The 16,921-nt window shown below is 37.8% G+C and carries 21 protein-coding genes and 2 tRNA genes; 13 read left to right on the top strand and 10 right to left on the bottom strand.

Annotated elements, in window-relative coordinates; all coding sequences use genetic code 11:
- Nucleotides 1–14: 14 nt before the first annotated feature.
- The 5 genes from H5180_RS04005 to H5180_RS23515 form a co-directional block, all read right to left on the bottom strand.
- A complete protein-coding gene (locus H5180_RS04005; protein WP_064666123.1) occupies nucleotides 15–293 on the bottom strand; it encodes a hypothetical protein in 279 nt (92 codons plus the stop codon).
- Nucleotides 290–751: a GAF domain-containing protein gene (locus H5180_RS04000; protein ID WP_145233801.1), complete on the bottom strand. Its 462-nt coding sequence runs from the start codon at nucleotides 749–751 to the stop codon at nucleotides 290–292. The genes H5180_RS04005 and H5180_RS04000 overlap by 4 nt, the downstream gene beginning before the upstream one ends.
- Before the next feature lie 125 nt (nucleotides 752–876).
- Nucleotides 877–1,272: a hypothetical protein gene (locus tag H5180_RS03995; protein WP_145233799.1), complete on the bottom strand. Its 396-nt coding sequence runs from the start codon at nucleotides 1,270–1,272 to the stop codon at nucleotides 877–879.
- Between the two features lie 1,252 nt (nucleotides 1,273–2,524).
- On the bottom strand, nucleotides 2,525–2,770 hold the full coding sequence (locus tag H5180_RS23520) for a hypothetical protein (protein WP_259399533.1): 246 nt from the start codon (nucleotides 2,768–2,770) through the stop codon (nucleotides 2,525–2,527).
- A gap of 131 nt (nucleotides 2,771–2,901) precedes the next feature.
- Nucleotides 2,902–3,309, bottom strand: coding sequence for a PRC-barrel domain-containing protein (locus H5180_RS23515; RefSeq protein WP_259399532.1), 408 nt, complete (start codon nucleotides 3,307–3,309; stop codon nucleotides 2,902–2,904).
- 480 nt (nucleotides 3,310–3,789) lie between these two features.
- Here H5180_RS23515 and H5180_RS03985 point away from each other — a divergent pair, with 480 nt between their 5' ends.
- Nucleotides 3,790–3,993 carry a hypothetical protein gene (locus H5180_RS03985; protein WP_182757713.1) on the top strand — a complete coding sequence of 68 codons (204 nt, stop codon included), beginning with the start codon at nucleotides 3,790–3,792 and terminating at the stop codon, nucleotides 3,991–3,993.
- Nucleotides 3,994–4,231: 238 nt separating this feature from the next.
- On the opposite strand, the gene H5180_RS03980 is transcribed toward H5180_RS03985, so the two are convergent.
- Nucleotides 4,232–4,322, bottom strand: a tRNA-Ser gene (locus tag H5180_RS03980).
- A 52-nt stretch (nucleotides 4,323–4,374) separates the two neighbouring features.
- A tRNA-Ser gene (locus tag H5180_RS03975) sits at nucleotides 4,375–4,465 on the bottom strand.
- A 252-nt stretch (nucleotides 4,466–4,717) separates the two neighbouring features.
- Here H5180_RS03975 and H5180_RS03970 point away from each other — a divergent pair.
- Genes H5180_RS03970 through H5180_RS03945 form a run of 6 tightly spaced genes read left to right on the top strand, consistent with a single transcriptional unit; the run spans nucleotide 4,718 to nucleotide 7,421 of the window.
- The gene (locus H5180_RS03970; protein ID WP_145233793.1) at nucleotides 4,718–5,383 is read left to right on the top strand and encodes a Bax inhibitor-1/YccA family protein; all 666 of its coding nucleotides are present in this window, start codon (nucleotides 4,718–4,720) and stop codon (nucleotides 5,381–5,383) included.
- Between the two features lie 55 nt (nucleotides 5,384–5,438).
- Nucleotides 5,439–5,792: a sulfurtransferase complex subunit TusD gene (gene tusD / locus H5180_RS03965; protein ID WP_149981050.1), complete on the top strand. Its 354-nt coding sequence runs from the start codon at nucleotides 5,439–5,441 to the stop codon at nucleotides 5,790–5,792.
- A complete protein-coding gene (tusC, locus tag H5180_RS03960; protein WP_145233789.1) occupies nucleotides 5,789–6,145 on the top strand; it encodes a sulfurtransferase complex subunit TusC in 357 nt (118 codons plus the stop codon). The genes tusD and tusC overlap by 4 nt, the downstream gene beginning before the upstream one ends.
- Nucleotides 6,142–6,408 carry a DsrH/TusB family sulfur metabolism protein gene (locus tag H5180_RS03955; RefSeq protein ID WP_145233786.1) on the top strand — a complete coding sequence of 89 codons (267 nt, stop codon included), beginning with the start codon at nucleotides 6,142–6,144 and terminating at the stop codon, nucleotides 6,406–6,408. The genes tusC and H5180_RS03955 overlap by 4 nt, the downstream gene beginning before the upstream one ends.
- 3 nt (nucleotides 6,409–6,411) lie before the next feature.
- Entirely contained in the window at nucleotides 6,412–6,741 is a 330-nt protein-coding gene (locus tag H5180_RS03950) for a TusE/DsrC/DsvC family sulfur relay protein (RefSeq protein WP_145233784.1), read from the top strand.
- A 2-nt stretch (nucleotides 6,742–6,743) separates the two neighbouring features.
- Entirely contained in the window at nucleotides 6,744–7,421 is a 678-nt protein-coding gene (locus H5180_RS03945; protein WP_182757712.1) for a pseudouridine synthase, read from the top strand.
- Between the two features lie 58 nt (nucleotides 7,422–7,479).
- On the opposite strand, the gene H5180_RS03940 is transcribed toward H5180_RS03945, so the two are convergent.
- Nucleotides 7,480–8,763 (bottom strand): sensor domain-containing diguanylate cyclase, encoded by a 1,284-nt coding sequence (locus tag H5180_RS03940; RefSeq protein WP_182757711.1) that lies wholly within the window; start codon nucleotides 8,761–8,763, stop codon nucleotides 7,480–7,482.
- A 477-nt stretch (nucleotides 8,764–9,240) separates the two neighbouring features.
- Here H5180_RS03940 and H5180_RS03935 point away from each other — a divergent pair, with 477 nt between their 5' ends.
- The 3 genes from H5180_RS03935 (at nucleotide 9,241) to H5180_RS03925 (ending at nucleotide 11,424) form a co-directional block, all read left to right on the top strand.
- Nucleotides 9,241–9,816, top strand: a complete 576-nt coding sequence (locus tag H5180_RS03935; protein ID WP_182757710.1) for a hypothetical protein — start codon at nucleotides 9,241–9,243, stop codon at nucleotides 9,814–9,816.
- 92 nt (nucleotides 9,817–9,908) lie between these two features.
- Entirely contained in the window at nucleotides 9,909–10,823 is a 915-nt protein-coding gene (locus H5180_RS03930; RefSeq protein WP_149981045.1) for a M14 family metallocarboxypeptidase, read from the top strand.
- Between the two features lie 175 nt (nucleotides 10,824–10,998).
- Nucleotides 10,999–11,424, top strand: coding sequence for a hypothetical protein (locus H5180_RS03925; protein WP_182717884.1), 426 nt, complete (start codon nucleotides 10,999–11,001; stop codon nucleotides 11,422–11,424).
- 1 nt (nucleotide 11,425) lies between these two features.
- Here the strand turns inward: H5180_RS03925 and ccoG are convergent, their stop codons facing one another.
- Together ccoG and H5180_RS03915 are read right to left on the bottom strand one after the other, a co-directional pair.
- Nucleotides 11,426–12,808, bottom strand: coding sequence for a cytochrome c oxidase accessory protein CcoG (gene ccoG / locus H5180_RS03920; RefSeq protein WP_182757709.1), 1,383 nt, complete (start codon nucleotides 12,806–12,808; stop codon nucleotides 11,426–11,428).
- Nucleotides 12,809–12,949: 141 nt separating this feature from the next.
- Entirely contained in the window at nucleotides 12,950–14,368 is a 1,419-nt protein-coding gene (locus tag H5180_RS03915; protein WP_182757708.1) for a sigma-54-dependent Fis family transcriptional regulator, read from the bottom strand.
- Nucleotides 14,369–14,757: 389 nt separating this feature from the next.
- Between H5180_RS03915 and H5180_RS23510 the strand changes: the two genes are divergently transcribed.
- The 3 genes from H5180_RS23510 (at nucleotide 14,758) to H5180_RS03905 (ending at nucleotide 16,891) form a co-directional block, all read left to right on the top strand.
- Complete coding sequence (locus H5180_RS23510) at nucleotides 14,758–15,069, top strand: ATP-binding cassette domain-containing protein (protein ID WP_259399531.1); 312 nt, start codon at nucleotides 14,758–14,760, stop codon at nucleotides 15,067–15,069.
- A 62-nt stretch (nucleotides 15,070–15,131) separates the two neighbouring features.
- Nucleotides 15,132–15,695, top strand: coding sequence for an ABC transporter ATP-binding protein (locus H5180_RS23745; RefSeq protein ID WP_392352772.1), 564 nt, complete (start codon nucleotides 15,132–15,134; stop codon nucleotides 15,693–15,695).
- On the top strand, nucleotides 15,692–16,891 hold the full coding sequence (locus H5180_RS03905; protein ID WP_220493032.1) for an ABC transporter permease: 1,200 nt from the start codon (nucleotides 15,692–15,694) through the stop codon (nucleotides 16,889–16,891). Before H5180_RS23745 ends, H5180_RS03905 begins: the two co-directional genes overlap by 4 nt.
- Nucleotides 16,892–16,921 lie beyond the last annotated feature (30 nt).

The raw sequence follows: 16,921 nt of genomic DNA, 5'->3' as shown, positions 1-16,921 counted from the left end.
TTAGAACCTATTTATCACATCTTTTCATCAAGGGACGAATCGACGTAGTGTGTTACCCAGTCGACCAACTCTTCAAAGTCGGCTTCAATTACAGCCATATCGCCTCGAAGGTGTTCCCAAATACCGTTAATTATTTCATCAATTAATTCACATTCAGTGTCATCAGGAAGACGATCCCATGCAATATGAATTAAATCGTTGAGCGTTTCCGCTACATGCTCTTCATCCCCTTCCCAATCACCTACATCAGTGATGGCAAACAGATAATCCTGTACATTTACTAAGTCTTTCATGCAATAGTTGCCTCAAAACATGCGACGAGTGCTTCTAAACCTTGCTTATCATCAACATCAAACCTAGCAATACTTGGGCTGTCGATATCTAATACAGCAAATACTTCACCATTTTTATGAATAGGTATTACTATTTCAGAATTAGACGCTGCATCACAGGCAATATGACCTGCGAATGCATGTACATCTTCAACTAGTTGAGTTTGTGCAGTTGCAGCGGCAGTTCCACAGACACCCTTTCCGACAGGAATTCGGATACATGCAGGATTACCTTGAAACGGACCAAGCACTAATTCAGTTGGTGAATCCATCAAATAAAAACCAGCCCAATTTACATCATCGAGTGACGTAAATAACAGCGCGCTAATATTCGCCATATTGGCAATAATGTTAGGTTCACCAGTAATTAGCGATTCAGTTTGTTTAACTAATGACTGGTAAAATTCTTGCTTTTGCATACCAAACTACTTCTTATCAAACATACAGTAGCTAAAGGTACTCTTTGTCGCCAATAATTGAAACCTTTTCAGGGCAAAAAAAAGCAATTTGCCCTAATTTTCAGCAAGCTTGGTTAATAATTCTGCTATTGAGGAGGTTGTTGTTTTATCGCACCTAACCTTAATCCATATAAAAACAGTCCCGCCGCTAAAGCTGACATCGCGGTATTAATTAAAAAGACCATACCACCTGTTGCACTGAGTAAGTAACTAAAAATTGCACCACCGAGTAAACCTAATGTCAGTACTCCCGAATAATTAACTTTCGCGTACTTGTACATCAATAAATATCCGGGTACTACAAAAGCAGCCATGGTTAAACCGACAATATGCGCGTTAGCTATCGCACTCATAAGTAACTGAAAAAAGGTAGTCAGCGGATCGGTATTGAGCGTTAATGCATAATAAACTCCTAACACACTGCCAATGATCACAGGTGAAAGTAATGATAACCCAACACTTTTTGCAAGCCGATGTTTCATAATGCGTCCTTAAAATCATACCTGAATAAATACTAAGGATGCATGATGTTTTACAACATCGAAATAGAGACTATGGTCGTAATTTACGATGATAAATCATACAGCAATCATGATAGGGTAATTTTGATGCCCGTTTAACCTAAGCAAGATCTAGTTTTAAACCGTTATAGAGTTTAGCGTTATTCACTTTACAGAAAAGTATAATTTAGCCTCTGTATATACAGAGGCTATAAATTTACAGTTGATTGATTTTTCTCGATAAATCAATGCTACTATGGTCACTATTTCTTCAAGTTCAATGACTCTTGCAACTAGAATCTCTAATTTCTTTTGCATCGCAAAGACAGTATCGGTTCTCTTTGCTTGTTCTAAGAAAAACAACTCTCTTTTAACTAATGTTTTCTAAAAAAGTAATGTTTAATTATTAGCAGTAATATAAAAGGTGAACTAAAAACTATCATAACCAAAACAATCCAAGCATCATTATCTCCATTAAATATTTTGAGTGGGTGTTCTAATAAACAGAGTCGAACTATGTGGTTGATTTTGAAATAGTGACGAGAGTGTTACTTCACGCTTTTTCCCACGTCGGATATGTAGGTTAACGTAAACGATACTCAGAATAATGGCTTTTGCTTTGAATAGATTTCCTTTTAAATCGCCAGCTGCGCCACCAGACATATTAAATATAACGTAAGCCGCATTCGCAATATAACCAAGTAAACCATGTATCTGCTATTGTTGAGATGGTAACAGCCATTTGCGCTGAAATGGCATCATGTCATTGATAAATATGACCCAAGCAGAATATTATAGTACTAATTAGTGCTGCTGGGATGACCCCAAAGATAAAAACGAAACAACATACCAAACAAAGCAGCTCTAAAGACTAGCTCTTCAAAAAAGCCTGCATATATGAATCTGTTACAACCTCTGATATAGAAAGATTTAGCTCATTACTTAAAAAAACGTAGCCTATTAACATAGGTATACAACTTACTAATGCCGCTGATAAATAGTGTTTGAAGTCTTCTATATTACTACCTCACGCGTCATACCAACGAATGTGTATAGATTCAATGGAGCATTAATAAAGGTAAGCAGTAGGCCTTTTTTTTATAAGATCGAAAGATAGGGATTTAAACCCAAACTCTCGAATAAAATATTTGAAATAAATGACTTACTAACATAACAATTTTTAAATAAATAACGTAAAAAAGACAAGCAAACACCTAACTCAAAGGTAATATTGTTATTCCCCATTACGACCATAATGAGTTTGCAGACTTTGCTCATGCTGTAGACTGAAAGGCACTGAGGGATCAAAAGTGGGTGCATCTTTTACTTGCTGCTGCGTCATATCAACATAGATTTTAGAAGTGGGCCAACTCACCTCTTTAATCCATTTTGGGGCAATCAAAACCAGATGACCCAACCACCAATTACTGGTGTTAATAATCAAATAACGAATTTCCCAGGTGTCGGTATCTATCAACATACCATGTAAGTGACCTAGATCACCGTCTATGACATCAAGTTTATAACCCGTTACTGCATTACTACTGCGTAGATGATGATCATTATCTTGAGATAATGCAGCATCAACATCTGCGAAATTATCTGGTGCATCTAAGTTATCAGGCTTTGGTGCGACACTATAATAACCAGGTGACTCATATTAGGACTTGAATAACCACCCCATATATCAGTGTTATCGCAATAATGTGAGTAACCATAATATCGCATGTATTCTAGCTCATACTGCCTAGAAACTGGTTTTTCGCTATCCATGTCAGGGCAGTTTTTAACTTGTTTTCTTGAAATTGTAACAGTGAGCGTCTGTGGTTTCTGATTCAACTCTTTGATTGATATAGGTGAAAGCAATATTTTTTTACTTAATAGCCAAGATCCAGTTTCGACCACCAGATATCGGATCACCCAATGTTTATCATCAAAGTAAAAATCTTTGGTAAGCCCAATATCTCCATCCGATGCATGAATAGCTAAATTTTTTAAATTATTCAGAGTATGTAACATGGCGTATTTGCTCCAGATTAAAAATGATAAACAATAAATCATTGTTTCGCTGATAGGGTTTTCATCTAAAAGCTTGCAACAAATTTCTCATTAAATCTGTTCGCTTTCGCACAGAACTGGCATGAATAAAAGCCTAGTCTAGATTTATCTATAAATTTTAAGGTGAACTGAAATGGCTAAAATAAAAAATTAGAGTTAGCAGCCCATCGCAACGATATCATCGAAGACGTGAATAATTTAATTAAGAAGTATCGCGCTATTTTTGACTGGGATGTACCCGATATATATGAAAGATTAGAAACAATTTAATTTTGAATGAAGCTCATCAATGGCTTGATAATATTAACAATGAATAAATTTCAACGGCCTATCAAGCTAGCAAAAAAGTTCGCTCTGGAATGAGTTACCATATTACGCTCAAAAATAGATCATAATAAATATCAGATTCGCGACGTATTGGCTGTTAGTTTACCATTTTTTATGTCAGAACAGGACGTCATTGGCCAGACCAATAAAAGATGTGCATCAACACTCCCACGATCAAACTTAGATTCTGACTCACAGTTAAAAGAAAAAGCATTGGGTGCACCACCAGATAATAATAAAACAGTCATTATTGCTTTGAACAAGAATGGCGATCTGATATCGCAGGTCAGAGAAGAGTCACAGCGCCCCGATGAATGATATTACCAAAGCCTTGCAAGTAGCTAACAACTCCACCGATAACAATTAACTTATCAGATAAAATCGACCAATAGTTTAGCGTATGATTTGATCCGTTAATTTATTTAAAGGCTTATGCGGATTTATATGAAGTGCATGTTATTTGGCGCATTATGAAAATACATTGACTTAGTCAATCTTTATGGAGAACTTCAGAAACAAAAAGGCCGTTGATTATCAACGGCCTTTTTGTTTTATATGGTGGAGAGATAGGGATTTGAACCCTAGAGGGGCTATAAACCCCTGCCGGTTTTCAAGACCGGTGCATTCGACCACTCTGCCATCTCTCCGAAACATTTATAAATCACGAATAAGAGTGTACTCGCAATTATTTTAATTAGGTGGTGGAGAGATAGGGATTTGAACCCTAGAGGGGCTATAAACCCCTGCCGGTTTTCAAGACCGGTGCATTCGACCACTCTGCCATCTCTCCGCACGGCCTGCATAATAGAGAAGGCAGTGCTCTTTGTGAAGCTTTTTTTTCAAAAAAGTGTTCAAGTGCTTAAAAAATCATTGATTTGTTTATTCTTAACTCACCCCTGAGTAAAAATCACACTAAATTGAACTTTTCTTTTTAATTATCGGTCTATTGAACTACAAAGGTTTGCCCAAATATAGAAGTCTTGGTAATCTAACTTCAGTTTAATTATCGGAACTTACAATAGGTTTCTAAAGGAGCTCTAAAATGGCATTTAATCATTCGTACAATACCGCTAGACCGGTTATGTCGACCATTGAAACAAACAAGGTACTTAAAAACACCTATTTCTTACTGGCCATGACATTAGCATTTAGTGCTGTGACGGCTGGTATCTCAATGGCATTACAACTACCTTATTTTATGGGGTTAGTTTTTACTCTTATTTCATTTGGCCTTTTATTTGTTGTAAATAAAAAAGCCGAAAGCGCGTCAGGCGTTGCATGGGTATTCGCTTTTACGGGTTTAATGGGTGCGGGACTTGGTCCGTTACTTAACCATTATGCAGCGATGCCAAATGGCCCAATGCTTATCATGCAAGCGTTAGGATCAACTGCACTGATTTTCTTTGGTTTGTCTGCGTATGCACTAAATACTAAAAAAGACTTCTCTTTTATGGGCGGTTTTTTAACGGTAGGCCTTATTGTTGTGATTGTGGCCAGCATTGTTAATATCTTCATTGGCAGCTCGCTAATGTTTATGGTATTAAATGCAGCGGTTGTATTGATCATGTCTGGCTTAATCTTGTTTGATACAAGCCGCATCATCAACGGTGGCGAAACAAACTATATTCGCGCTACAGTCTCTTTATATTTAAGTGTATATAACTTGTTTACTTCATTGCTTGCACTGCTTGGCGCAAATAATGACTAATTAAATAGTTCTGTTAAAATAGCCCCTCTTTAGGGGCTTTTTTATTGGAATAGTTTTGGCACGATTTGTACTTTCTCTGCACAGCGCACCATCGGATCATGATACCACGCAACGTTTGGTTAAATTTGCACAAGCATGTTTAACACAAGGGCATAACATTGATGCCATTTTTTTGTATCAAAACGGCGTTTTTCATGCCAGCGAGCAACTAGATTTGGCAGCTGATGAATTAGCGATTAATGCTTTATGGCAACAATTACATGAGCAAGGGATTCATCTTATGTTGTGTGTTACTGCTGCCGAAAAGCGTGGCCTTGATATAAATAATACCGGTGTTTTTGCAGTCGCAGGGTTAGCTGAGTTTGCAATGCTTGCCAGTGATGCGGATAAATGGGTGCAATTTAAATGATCAATGTATTAGTCTTAAGCCACCATAGTCCTTTCGATGATTTACATATTCGTGATGCATTAGATATGACATTAATATTCGCTGCTGTTGAGCAAAATATTAGTTGGTTATTTAGCGGCCCTGCGGTACTTGCCCTAAAAAAACATCAACAACCTGAGCATATAGGTTTAAAGAACTACTTTAAGACCATCAGAACGCTAGAAATTTACGATGTTGAAAACATTTATGTATGTGAAAAGTCTCTGCTCGAGTATGGCCTTGATAAACATAACTTGTTAGTAGAAGTAAAAGCGCTTAATTATCAGCAGCAAACTCAACTTATTGCCCAGCAACAACACATAGTGAACTTATGAGCACTTTACACATATTTTCCAAGCCACTTGGCTATTACAACACGGATCAATTAGTTAACCTGATCCAGTCAACAGACAAAGTATTATTATTAAGTGACGCATGCTTTGCTATTGCCCAATTTAGACAGCTTGCAACGCACTTATTAATACTTGCTGATGACGCCAAGGTACGAGATATCACAATCAATCAGCCCGATCACTCGCTTAGTTATGACGACTTTGTCGCACTAACATTAGCAACATCTCACTCTATTACGTGGTAATACATGCTTGAATTTAATAATCAAATTATCGACACGGATAAACAAGGTTACTTACTTGATCACTCGTTATGGAGTGAACAATTAGCCTGCGTTATTGCCGAGCAAGAAAACATTGAATTAACCTCCCAACACTGGGAAGTGATTCATTTTGTGCGTAATTTTTATTTGGAGTACAACACCAGCCCAGCAATAAGAATGTTAGTTAAAGCAATGGCAAAAGCACTGGGTGAAGATAAAGGCAATAGTATTTATCTGTATACTCTTTTTCCTAAAGGCCCAGCTAAGCAAGCAACTAAAATTGCTGGCTTACCAAAACCCGCACGGTGCATCTAGCAATGACAACAGCTAAACCAAATAATACAGCAAAACGCCGAAATAGCGGCCGTAGCTATAATCGCGGTGCAATTACAACCAAAAAAGTGAATAACTCAATAAAGCGCGAGATAAAACCAGCCATTACCGCCAGTGAGCGAAAAATTGTCTTATTTAATAAACCATTTGATGTGCTGTGCCAGTTTACTGATGAAGCAAACAGACAAACCTTAGCTGACTTTATTACCATTAAAGATGTATATGCTGCAGGACGATTAGATAGAGACAGTGAGGGCCTGCTATTGCTCACTAATTGTGGGAAATTACAAAACACTTTAACAGCGCCAAACAAAAAAACCAGTAAAACTTACTGGGCACAAGTTGAAGGTGAACCAACTGATGCAGCAATTAAACAACTGTGCCAAGGCGTCGAGCTCAAAGACGGATTAACATTACCAGCCGTTGTTAAACGCATAGATGAGCCAACTTTATGGCCACGTAATCCTCCCGTTAGAGAGCGAAAAAACATTCCAACCAGTTGGCTCAGTATTACCCTTACCGAAGGACGTAATCGCCAAGTAAGAAGAATGACAGCACATATTGGCCACCCTACTTTACGTTTAATCCGCTATCGTATTGGTGACTATACGTTAAAAGGAATTGATAATGGCCATTTTAAAATAATCGCAGATGAACTATAGCTGTGCTTGAGCGCAGCTATTTCAAATATGCCTAGTAGCGCTCAGCTGATTTTTTGTATCAATCTTCACTAACAACGATACAATTACGCCCTTGTCTTTTTGCTTGGTACAAAGCTTTATCTGCCGCATCAGCAAAATAGATATAATCGCCAGTTTGGGGATTATGCAAAGTTTTAATGCCCATGCTTAGTGTTATATAGCCAATATCTGTATATTCATGCTTAATAGCTAATTGATTAACTGCTTGCTGGATTTGTAATGCACTATGTAAAGCCTTTTTCGGATCAGCCTCTGGCAGTAACACCACAAATTCCTCACCGCCAAAACGTGCAACAAAGTCCTTTTCGTGATTCATCGTGGCCACTGCAATACATTGTGCAATTTGATACAAGCATTCATCGCCTTTAATATGGCCGTAGTTATCGTTGTATTGCTTAAAATAATCAATATCGATTAAGATCATTGATAACGGCTTTATTTTTTTATTCATTAATTCAAGTTCATTGGCCAACTTCTCATCAAAACAACGTCGATTGGCAATTTGTGTTAATGAGTCTAAAAATGCCATGTCTCGAAGTGTATCTTCAGCAGCTAAATGCTGTGTTACATCCTTAAATATAGCTAAAAATTCGTGCCTAAAATATCTTCCCGAAATTTCCATCATTATATGGGAGCCATCTTTACAAGTAACACAATAAACTTGTGGTTCAATATCAGTATCATTTTCTAACGCAAAGCTAAGAGCTTGTTGCCACGTTTGTCGCACCCACATCAGATAATGTGGATCTGGGTAAGCATTAAGCCACCAATCATTAAGTGTTGGAACATCGTCAACAGTGTAACCGAACACATCGACAAAACGTTGGTTTATACGGATTATATTCTCGGTGAGCATACATACATTACACAACGGTATTGGCACTTGCGTAAATAAATTAACGTACTCACTCAAATCATGCTGGCGGGTTAGTGGTTTATTATCTTGCGTTGAATAATCACTATTTTGCACGATAACAGCATTATGTTGACTCGTTTTTACGCGCATCGATAGCGCGAAATGCCATTCTTGCCACCAGGTTGCTAACTGTGAAACGAGAAAATACTCAGACTCACTTGAAGTTTTCAAATTCACGGCAACACTTTTAAGTAGGCAATCTACTTTACTATATTCAATTACTCCCAATTGTTGATAATTTAAAAGAATATTTTCAAAAAGCCTATACGCATCAACTCTTAAAATACTGCGCGTGTCATCAACCATCGCTGTTAATTGTGATTTAGAATTACCAGCATATTGTGCAATGAAGTTAATTATTGATTGTTGATAGAAAATATAGTCCATATACATTGCCCATTAATTACGTGTGCATAAAAACATGCACTTGGAAGTACACCAGAATAATTTAAAGGAATGTAAGCAGATGAAAATATTCGGCGTGAGAAAATTCGTAAAGAGCAGTTGATTAATGTAAACAATATAAAAGTGAAATCGCAATTTTAAAATACCCTTAATAACTTTATCAGGTCCAGTAATTTACGTTATTTTAGCAATAAAACTTAGCCACTGTTTATTAAACAAACAAAAAACTATCATGTAAGAATAAATAGGGGTAGATTTATCATCTGGAAATGTATAAAAGTGCTAGCTCTTATATATTTTAACAATCCAAAAAGACGACTTTGTGGCGCACAATATGCTTATTTTCTTAAATAACTCAAGTATGTTATTACACTGCCGTTATACATTATTGTATGAATAAACTCTCGACTTAAAATACGGTATTAACTACATTATCGCGCGCATGGGATTAGATGCTAAATGGATATGACCAATGAAGAACTAAATTTTATATCAGATCTTTTCCAAGTGACGGTTCCTTCAAAATTGAGGGACAATCATACACTGACATTACAAAGCTCTATCCCTGCCAATATTGCTGAATTACTAAATAATACAAAATTAACACTACTGGCTGAAGTTGGCGATTATCAATTATGGTTTCCACTTGAAATTAGAATTGATAAAACTGGCATTGTGACCCCTGTATTAAGCGCACCAGAGGTCATCGACACACAAGGAATAAAGCGCTGTTGGCGTGGCGGGAACCTCAATATTCGGAGCCAAGACTTTGAAGTTGAATCAATCTCAAGTACTGGACTTTTTCTAAAATCAACGACTCAAAAAGCTCCTTTAGCGATTGAGCAACAGATAAAATTAACCCTTCCAAACAAAAAAAATATTACTATCGACATCAAACCGGTACGCTTTAGTAAGCGAGGCATGGCTGCCAAGATCACTCAAATTCATCAAGGGAAAGAACATCTAAGGGCTTATTTATTTGAAGCCCATAAGCGCCAAAATGCCAATTTATATGAGTCCACAAACAGCTTATAAATATAATTCACAGTTGTGTATTAGTCGCAGCTAGTTGCAGTGAGGTTAGTACAGCGATAAGCTAAACCTTTATTGTAATAAATGAAGGTTCTATGAGCGAAAATAACTATCCAATAGGTACTCAAGGCACGCCTTGGAATGATAAAGATAAACAGTGCTGGTTTAACCTACAAACGATTAAACGTAGTTATCAATCTGAAGTTGTAACTTTAATCAACGAACTGGATAATGATTTCGAGGTTGAGCAATATGGTGCGCTCAGTTTTGATCCTACTCGCTACCCTCTTTTTATTATTAAATCAAAACAGTGGGCATCGAATAAACCGAGCATATTGATCACCGGTGGCGTACATGGCTATGAAACAAGCGGTGTTCATGGCGCATTACATTTTATGAAAACGCTAGGTATGAAATATGCTAAAGAGTTTAACTTACTGGTTGCTCCTTGTATTAGCCCGTGGGGATATGAAACCATTAATCGCTGGAACCCAGCAGCCATAGATCCAAACCGTTCGTTTTATTCACCAAGCCCAGCACCAGAGTCAGCAGCACTAATAAATTATATTAAAGCACAAAATATACCTTTATTAGCGCATATTGATCTGCATGAAACAACTGACACTGACAACAGTGAGTTTCGCCCTGCACTTGCGGCTCGTGATGGCAAGGTTAACACTAATTGGAATATTCCTGATGGTTTTTATCTTGTCGCTGATAGCAATAAACCTGAACCGCAATTCCAAAAAGCGATTATTGACACTGTTGCTAATGTGACTCAAATTGCCCCCAGTGATGAAAACAATCAACTCATTGGAGTGCCATTAGAACAACATGGTGTGATCAATTATGCAGCACGAGAACTCGGTTTATGCATGGGCTTTACAGATGCACAGTATGTCACGACGACAGAAGTGTACCCAGATAGTCCGACGGCAACAGATGAGCTATGTATTACAGCACAGGTGGCTGCAATTAAAGGTGCATTAGATCACCTGCTTACAAAATAATTATGACTAGGGTCTATTGGTAATTATATTTAGGCCCTATTCTGACATTTTTAATCTGGTTATATATTATTCACTGATTAATTAATGCAAATTTATAAAAAATTAAAAAATACCTAGACTCCGCGTTTTAATTGTATAAAATTCGCGCTCTTAAATTTTCTTACAAGGAAGCACGTTGAAATTTAGCAATAAACATGGACAGGTTAGTTTACACCGCGAGCAAAATATAATCATTGCTAATTTTTGCGGGAATCTTAATGCAAGTTTAGTAACCTCATTTAGCAATTGCTTATTTGAGCAGGTTAGTCAGCTTGCCAATAAACCATGGGGATATATCAGTGATTCTCAAAATTTGTTGGCTGCAACTCCTCAGGCAGAGCAACAACTTACAGTGTTGGCCTCTGCCATGGTTCGTAATGGATGTATTGCTAGCGCTTATATTTTTGATTCAGCTATCGTAATCAATCAAATGCAACGCATTATTCACAATGCAGGCCTTAGCGTGGATATTCGTCACAGCTTGTTTAAAAGTTTAGCGCAAGCTAAAACCTTTATTAACCAAACAATGAACGATAAAGCAGCTCAGTTTCACTCTGTGTAAATTAGTTACGATAAAACACACTGCTTATTGATGTATTAATGCTGCGGTCTTCTTCGGCTGTGATCACAAAATCAAGTTGGTTGAGCTTATTTGGTAAATCATAGCCATCTGCAACCACAGTGACCGGGATGCGCTTCATTTGACCAGGCTCGACAGCTGTAAGTTGAGGGCTCTGTAACTTAGCCACATCAAGACCGGTAATCGCTACTCGGTAATGCAGTAACTGTTGTGTTTTATTAATTATTGTCAAGGTGTAAGGGTTTTCAACTAAGCCCTCATAATTTACTCGATATAATGCATTACGATCACGCAGTACTGACACTTCGATTGGCGTGCGTTGAACTAACCACGCTAACATACTGACCATTAATAAAACCGTGAGTGCGCCATAACCAACCAGTTTCAACCGGTATGGATTAGTTTGCTCGCCAGCCATCTGTTTTTCGCTTGCGTACTTGATCAAGCCTTTTTGATAGCCAAACTTATCCATTGTGTCGTCACACGCATCGATACATAAACCACAGTTAATACATTCATATTGTAAGCCGTTACGAATATCAATCCCTGCAGGGCACACTTCCACACATAAATTGCAATCTACGCAATCACCTAAATCTAAGGCTTTAGGATCGGCCTTACGTTTACGTGGACCACGACTTTCCCCACGCGCACTATCGTAAGTGACAAGTAATGTATCTTTATCAAACATTACAGCCTGAAACCGTGAGTATGGACAAGCAATGGTGCACATTTTTTCTCTTAAGAAACCGGCATTTCCATAAGTACAAAAGGCAAACAAAAATACCCAAAAACTAGTGATGCCCGACCATTGCAGAGTAAACATATCCCCATACAAGCTTTTAGCCGGAATAAAGTAAGCCATAAATGACGTTGCTGTAAACAAGGATATGATTAACCAAGCGCTATGCTTGATTGTTTTTTTCTGCCATTTTGATAACGTCCACGCGGATTTATCTAACTTTATACGTTGATTACGTGTTCCCTCTATACGTTGCTCCACCCATGAAAACATCAGCATCCAAATTGTTTGTGGGCATGTATATCCACACCATACCCGGCCAAGCCAATTGGTAACAAAAAACAACGCAAAAGCACCTAACATAAATAACAACGCCAAGATCATAAAATCTTGGGGCAGTAAGGTCAGCCCAAAAATAGCAAACTTTTGACTCGCAACATCTAGCAATACCGCTTGCTGGCCTTTGTATGGGATCCAAGGAATAAGAATGAATGTAAGCATGAGTAACCAACCAAGGTTACGGCGAATACGCTGGAAAAATCCTTTTTGCTCACGGATATAAATAGGCCCTTCATGCTTATAGGGCTTGATGATCATATCTTCTTCTTTAATATCAAATTTCATAATAACTACTTACTGTGACGGTTAGGCCTGTAAGTTTGCAAGTTTCAGACCAAACTGAAATTAAATTAAGCAACTGAATATTAATGAATTTTTATTTAATAAATTCGCTAAAATCGCGATATTTAGCGAATATCGTGATATTTAACGATTTTTACGGATCATCAACTTGCGCATTTTTGATCGTAACGTACTCTCCGGCATGCCTAATTTAACTGCCGCGCCTTGACTGCCAGAAATTTGCCAATTTGATAGCTCTAATACTGCGATGATATGCTGTCTCTGCGCTTCGTCAAAGCTCAGATCCGTGTTTAGGTTAGCGCTAGCATTGGCATCAAGTGGTTGCGATAACTGTAATACAGACTGCTTTGATAAAATAGCCTCTCGCTCTAGTACATTCTGTAATTCACGAATATTACCCGGCCAATCATACGCTTGTAGCTTTGTTATGGCTTTTTCACTGAGTCCTTTGAGCTGTTTACCAAGACGTTTATTTAATTGCGCAATCAAATTACTACACAAGTATGGAATATCTTCTTTACGCGCTTTCAGTGGTGGAACTGTGATTGGAAATACATTTAGTCGATAATATAAATCTATTCTAAAGCATCCTGACTGCACCATTGCCCATAAGTCACGATTAGTCGCAGCAATTACACGAATATTAACTTTACGTGTTTGGCTACTGCCAACACGTTCAAATTCATGCTCTTGCAATACCCGTAACAACTTACTTTGCGCTTCAAGAGCAAGCTCTCCAATTTCGTCTAAAAAAATGGTGCCATTATTAGCCAACTCAAAACGTCCTTTACGATGCTCCTTAGCCCCTGTAAAAGCCCCCTTTTCATGACCAAATAACTCAGATTCAAGTAAGCTTGGCGTAAATGCGGCGCAATTGACCTTAATAAAGGATTGCCCATTGCGCCCACTTAAGCGATGTAAGTTACGAGCGACTAATTCTTTTCCTGTGCCGTTCTCACCTAAAATCAACACAGTGCTATCGGTTGGGCTAACAAGTTTTATTTGCTCAAGCATGGTTTGAAATACGTGGCTTTTGCCTACCAAACCAGACTCTTGCCAATCTTCATTAAGTTCTGCTATCAAATAGCTATTTTGCTCTTTTAATTGCTCACTTAAGTGATTCACTTGCGCTAAAGCATCACGCAGTGCGTGCTCTGTCTGGTGTTGTTTTGATACATCGCGAAATATCGCGACAGCGCCGATCAACTGATTATTTTTATAAACGGGTGTAGATGTATATTCTACCGCAAAACAGCTGCCGTCTTTACGCCAAAATACCTCATCTTTAACATGCCGATGCTTGCCGTCAAACATAGTGCAATAAATCTGGCATTCATCTGCTGGATATGGCCGCCCGTCAGCATGACTATGATGATGGTACTGATGAATTTTTTTACCCAGCAACTCATCTGCATGCCATCCAGTCATGCGTTCAGCAGCGGGGTTTACAAATACCGCATTACCACTTAAATCAAAGCCATATATTCCCTCACCAACAGCGTTGAGTAATAAAGTTGGATCGTCTAAAAACTGTTTTATCATTGCTTACACCGAATTCGCGAAATATCGCGTTCATTATGCCTATAATGGCGAAGATTTGCACCCTAAGTGACTAAATCATACCGCTCATTAAAGCGAAACTATCCGTCGTTTTGCTTCATCATGAACCGCATCTAAAGTAACTGTAAGACTACAGCACTCATTATTAATCAATTGAAAATAATATTAATAAATACCCAACTATCATCAAGGAAAAGTTAATCAACTTGTAATTTTACTATATTAGCTTTGCAAATATGTATTAACTGCAGTGTCTGCACACTTCTTATTTAATTATTGCATAATCTTTGCTTACAATTTCATCTCTGGTAGTAGTTACATTCTTGGTTGTAACCGATTAAACTCAAAAAAAACAATATTGTAGGGATCACATGTCGTTAATTATTAACAACCTTGAAAAACACTATAAAACGGTTACTGCGGTTAATAAGCTGTCATTTGATGTGCAACCAGGAGAGATTTTTGCTTTACTTGGCCCCAATGGTGCGGGGAAATCATCATTAGTAAAAATGATCGTTGGTTTTTCCTCTCCAGATAGTGGCTCTATTCAACTCAATGATGCAGGACAAGCGTATTCATCTATTCCGGCACATTTACTGGGCTATCTACCAGAAGACCGAGGCCTCTATCCAGAAAAAACAATAAAACAAAATCTACAATTTTTGCAGCATTACACGGCGTAAAAGATAGCGAACTTACGCAGCGCTGTGACTATTGGTTAGCTAAATTTAATTTAACCGCACGCTTGAATGACCCCTTAAAATCACTTTCTAAAGGGAACCAACAAAAAATCCAATTGATCACTGCAATTTTACATAAGCCCAAATGGGTAATTTTAGATGAGCCATTTTCTGGCTTAGATCCTATTAATCAGGAATTAGTTGTTGAATTTTTAGCGCAATTAAAACAGCAAGGCATGACCGTTATTTTAAGTGCACATCAGATGGCGATGGTAGAAAAACTTGCTGATCGGGTATTGCTATTAAATCAAGGTGAAAGTGTTTTATACGGCAAACTCAGTAATATACTTCAAAGCGCGCAAAATAATAGTATTCAAGTCGTATTCAACGATCCAATTAATCAAACTTACTTTGAGCAACTATGTGAACATTATTGTGTTGAGCAAATAAAAGCACAGCAACTAACTATCACCCTAAAGCAACACCAATCACTTAACCAGTTACTTCCTCAGTTAATCAGCATCGGGGAAATATGTGAACTCAAAAATAAAGCTCAGTCACTGCATGCAATTTATTTACACGCAGTAGCTGAGCATAACGCTAAACTGGATCAAGGAACGACGCTATGAATAAATCATCGCTTATACAGCAACAGCTCTGGATTGTTGCAAAATGGGAGTTCTTGCATTTTTTTAAATTAAAACAAGAAATTATTTCGAAGTTGATCATGCTCGCTATTGCTGGAGTTATTTATTTTTTTGCCACTGCAAACAGTCAACTTGAACAAGGTTATCATTTAGCAAGCAACCTCGAGTTTAGCGTCAAAACAGAGCCTACATCGACACAATTTAAGTTTACCAAACATGATGATTTAACTGCCATCATTGCAAATTTAGCTGAGGATACTGGCTATGATGGCGTACTTAAGTTTGACCAAGCGACTCACTCATATACGTTAATAACGGCTGTAAAATCAGCATGGCAAACAACATTGCAATCGCTCCTTAGAGCGCAATTGCAACAAGCTCAATTTGATAGCTTAGGCTTAAGCGAGCAACAACGACTAGGATTGACGAAAAATATTTCAATTGAACATAGGGTACTTGACGAGCTTTTGAAAAATCAAGCTGATCGTAGTCAAACATACACAGCATTTGGGGTACTGATATTATTATTTGTTGCGATGTTTGGGATCTTTGGCCAACTCTTTGTCAGTATTACCGGTGAAAATCAAAACCGCGTAACGGAGCAATTGCTAGCCACCATGACACCACAAACATGGATAGATGGTAAGCTACTTGGGCAAATATTACTTGCAGTAAAAACCATGATTGGCACCTTGCTATCGATTATTTTATCGATGCTATTTTTTACTGTTATCATTAAACAACAAGCCCTCAATTTAGACTTTATTAATTGGTCATTACTGCCTTGGTTGTTAGCCTATGCGATTGTAGGTCTTGGCATCTGCGCTGCATTTATGGCTGCGATCGCAGCGGGTATTGATGATCCTAATCACAGTAGTAAAAGTGCCTTAATGATGCTGCCATTGGCACCTATTGTGATTGCATTTTTTGTTATCGATGCACCAAACAGTGTTTTAACAATCGTGCTTAGTTACTTGCCGATCACGGCATTTGCGGTTATGCCGGTGCGCATGTCATTAGTTGAAATACCAATTTGGCAAGCACTCTTATCCCTGCTTCTCAGTATTGGCTGTTTTTATTACTTACGTATATTTGCCGCTCGTATTTTTAAAATGGGTATGAATATGTACGCAAAAGAACCGAGTTTAAAGGCTATGTGGTTGAGTATCTTTAAATAAAAAAACATATAGGCAGATAGCGTTGCGTTA

Origin of the sequence: Pseudoalteromonas sp. SR41-4, assembly GCF_014163985.1 — a bacterium.
Lineage (GTDB): Bacteria > Pseudomonadota > Gammaproteobacteria > Enterobacterales > Alteromonadaceae > Pseudoalteromonas > Pseudoalteromonas rhizosphaerae.
Note: the sequence above shows the minus strand (reverse complement) of the source record. Positions and strands in the feature narration are given on the sequence as shown.

What these genes read in the sequence shown, in the direction of transcription:
- H5180_RS04005 (WP_064666123.1), bottom strand. Translation starts at nt 293, where the DNA reads ATGAAAGACTTAGTAAATGTACAGGATTATCTGTTTGCCATCACTGAT.
- H5180_RS04000 (WP_145233801.1), bottom strand. Translation starts at nt 751, where the DNA reads ATGCAAAAGCAAGAATTTTACCAGTCATTAGTTAAACAAACTGAATCG.
- H5180_RS03995 (WP_145233799.1), bottom strand. Translation starts at nt 1,272, where the DNA reads ATGAAACATCGGCTTGCAAAAAGTGTTGGGTTATCATTACTTTCACCT.
- H5180_RS23520 (WP_259399533.1), bottom strand. Translation starts at nt 2,770, where the DNA reads ATGTTGATAGATACCGACACCTGGGAAATTCGTTATTTGATTATTAAC.
- H5180_RS23515 (WP_259399532.1), bottom strand. Translation starts at nt 3,309, where the DNA reads ATGTTACATACTCTGAATAATTTAAAAAATTTAGCTATTCATGCATCG.
- H5180_RS03985 (WP_182757713.1), top strand. Translation starts at nt 3,790, where the DNA reads ATGTCAGAACAGGACGTCATTGGCCAGACCAATAAAAGATGTGCATCA.
- H5180_RS03970 (WP_145233793.1), top strand. Translation starts at nt 4,718, where the DNA reads ATGGCATTTAATCATTCGTACAATACCGCTAGACCGGTTATGTCGACC.
- tusC (WP_145233789.1), top strand. Translation starts at nt 5,789, where the DNA reads ATGATCAATGTATTAGTCTTAAGCCACCATAGTCCTTTCGATGATTTA.
- H5180_RS03955 (WP_145233786.1), top strand. Translation starts at nt 6,142, where the DNA reads ATGAGCACTTTACACATATTTTCCAAGCCACTTGGCTATTACAACACG.
- H5180_RS03950 (WP_145233784.1), top strand. Translation starts at nt 6,412, where the DNA reads ATGCTTGAATTTAATAATCAAATTATCGACACGGATAAACAAGGTTAC.
- H5180_RS03945 (WP_182757712.1), top strand. Translation starts at nt 6,744, where the DNA reads ATGACAACAGCTAAACCAAATAATACAGCAAAACGCCGAAATAGCGGC.
- H5180_RS03940 (WP_182757711.1), bottom strand. Translation starts at nt 8,763, where the DNA reads ATGGACTATATTTTCTATCAACAATCAATAATTAACTTCATTGCACAA.
- H5180_RS03935 (WP_182757710.1), top strand. Translation starts at nt 9,241, where the DNA reads ATGGATATGACCAATGAAGAACTAAATTTTATATCAGATCTTTTCCAA.
- H5180_RS03930 (WP_149981045.1), top strand. Translation starts at nt 9,909, where the DNA reads ATGAGCGAAAATAACTATCCAATAGGTACTCAAGGCACGCCTTGGAAT.
- ccoG (WP_182757709.1), bottom strand. Translation starts at nt 12,808, where the DNA reads ATGAAATTTGATATTAAAGAAGAAGATATGATCATCAAGCCCTATAAG.
- H5180_RS03915 (WP_182757708.1), bottom strand. Translation starts at nt 14,368, where the DNA reads ATGATAAAACAGTTTTTAGACGATCCAACTTTATTACTCAACGCTGTT.
- H5180_RS23510 (WP_259399531.1), top strand. Translation starts at nt 14,758, where the DNA reads ATGTCGTTAATTATTAACAACCTTGAAAAACACTATAAAACGGTTACT.
- H5180_RS03905 (WP_220493032.1), top strand. Translation starts at nt 15,692, where the DNA reads ATGAATAAATCATCGCTTATACAGCAACAGCTCTGGATTGTTGCAAAA.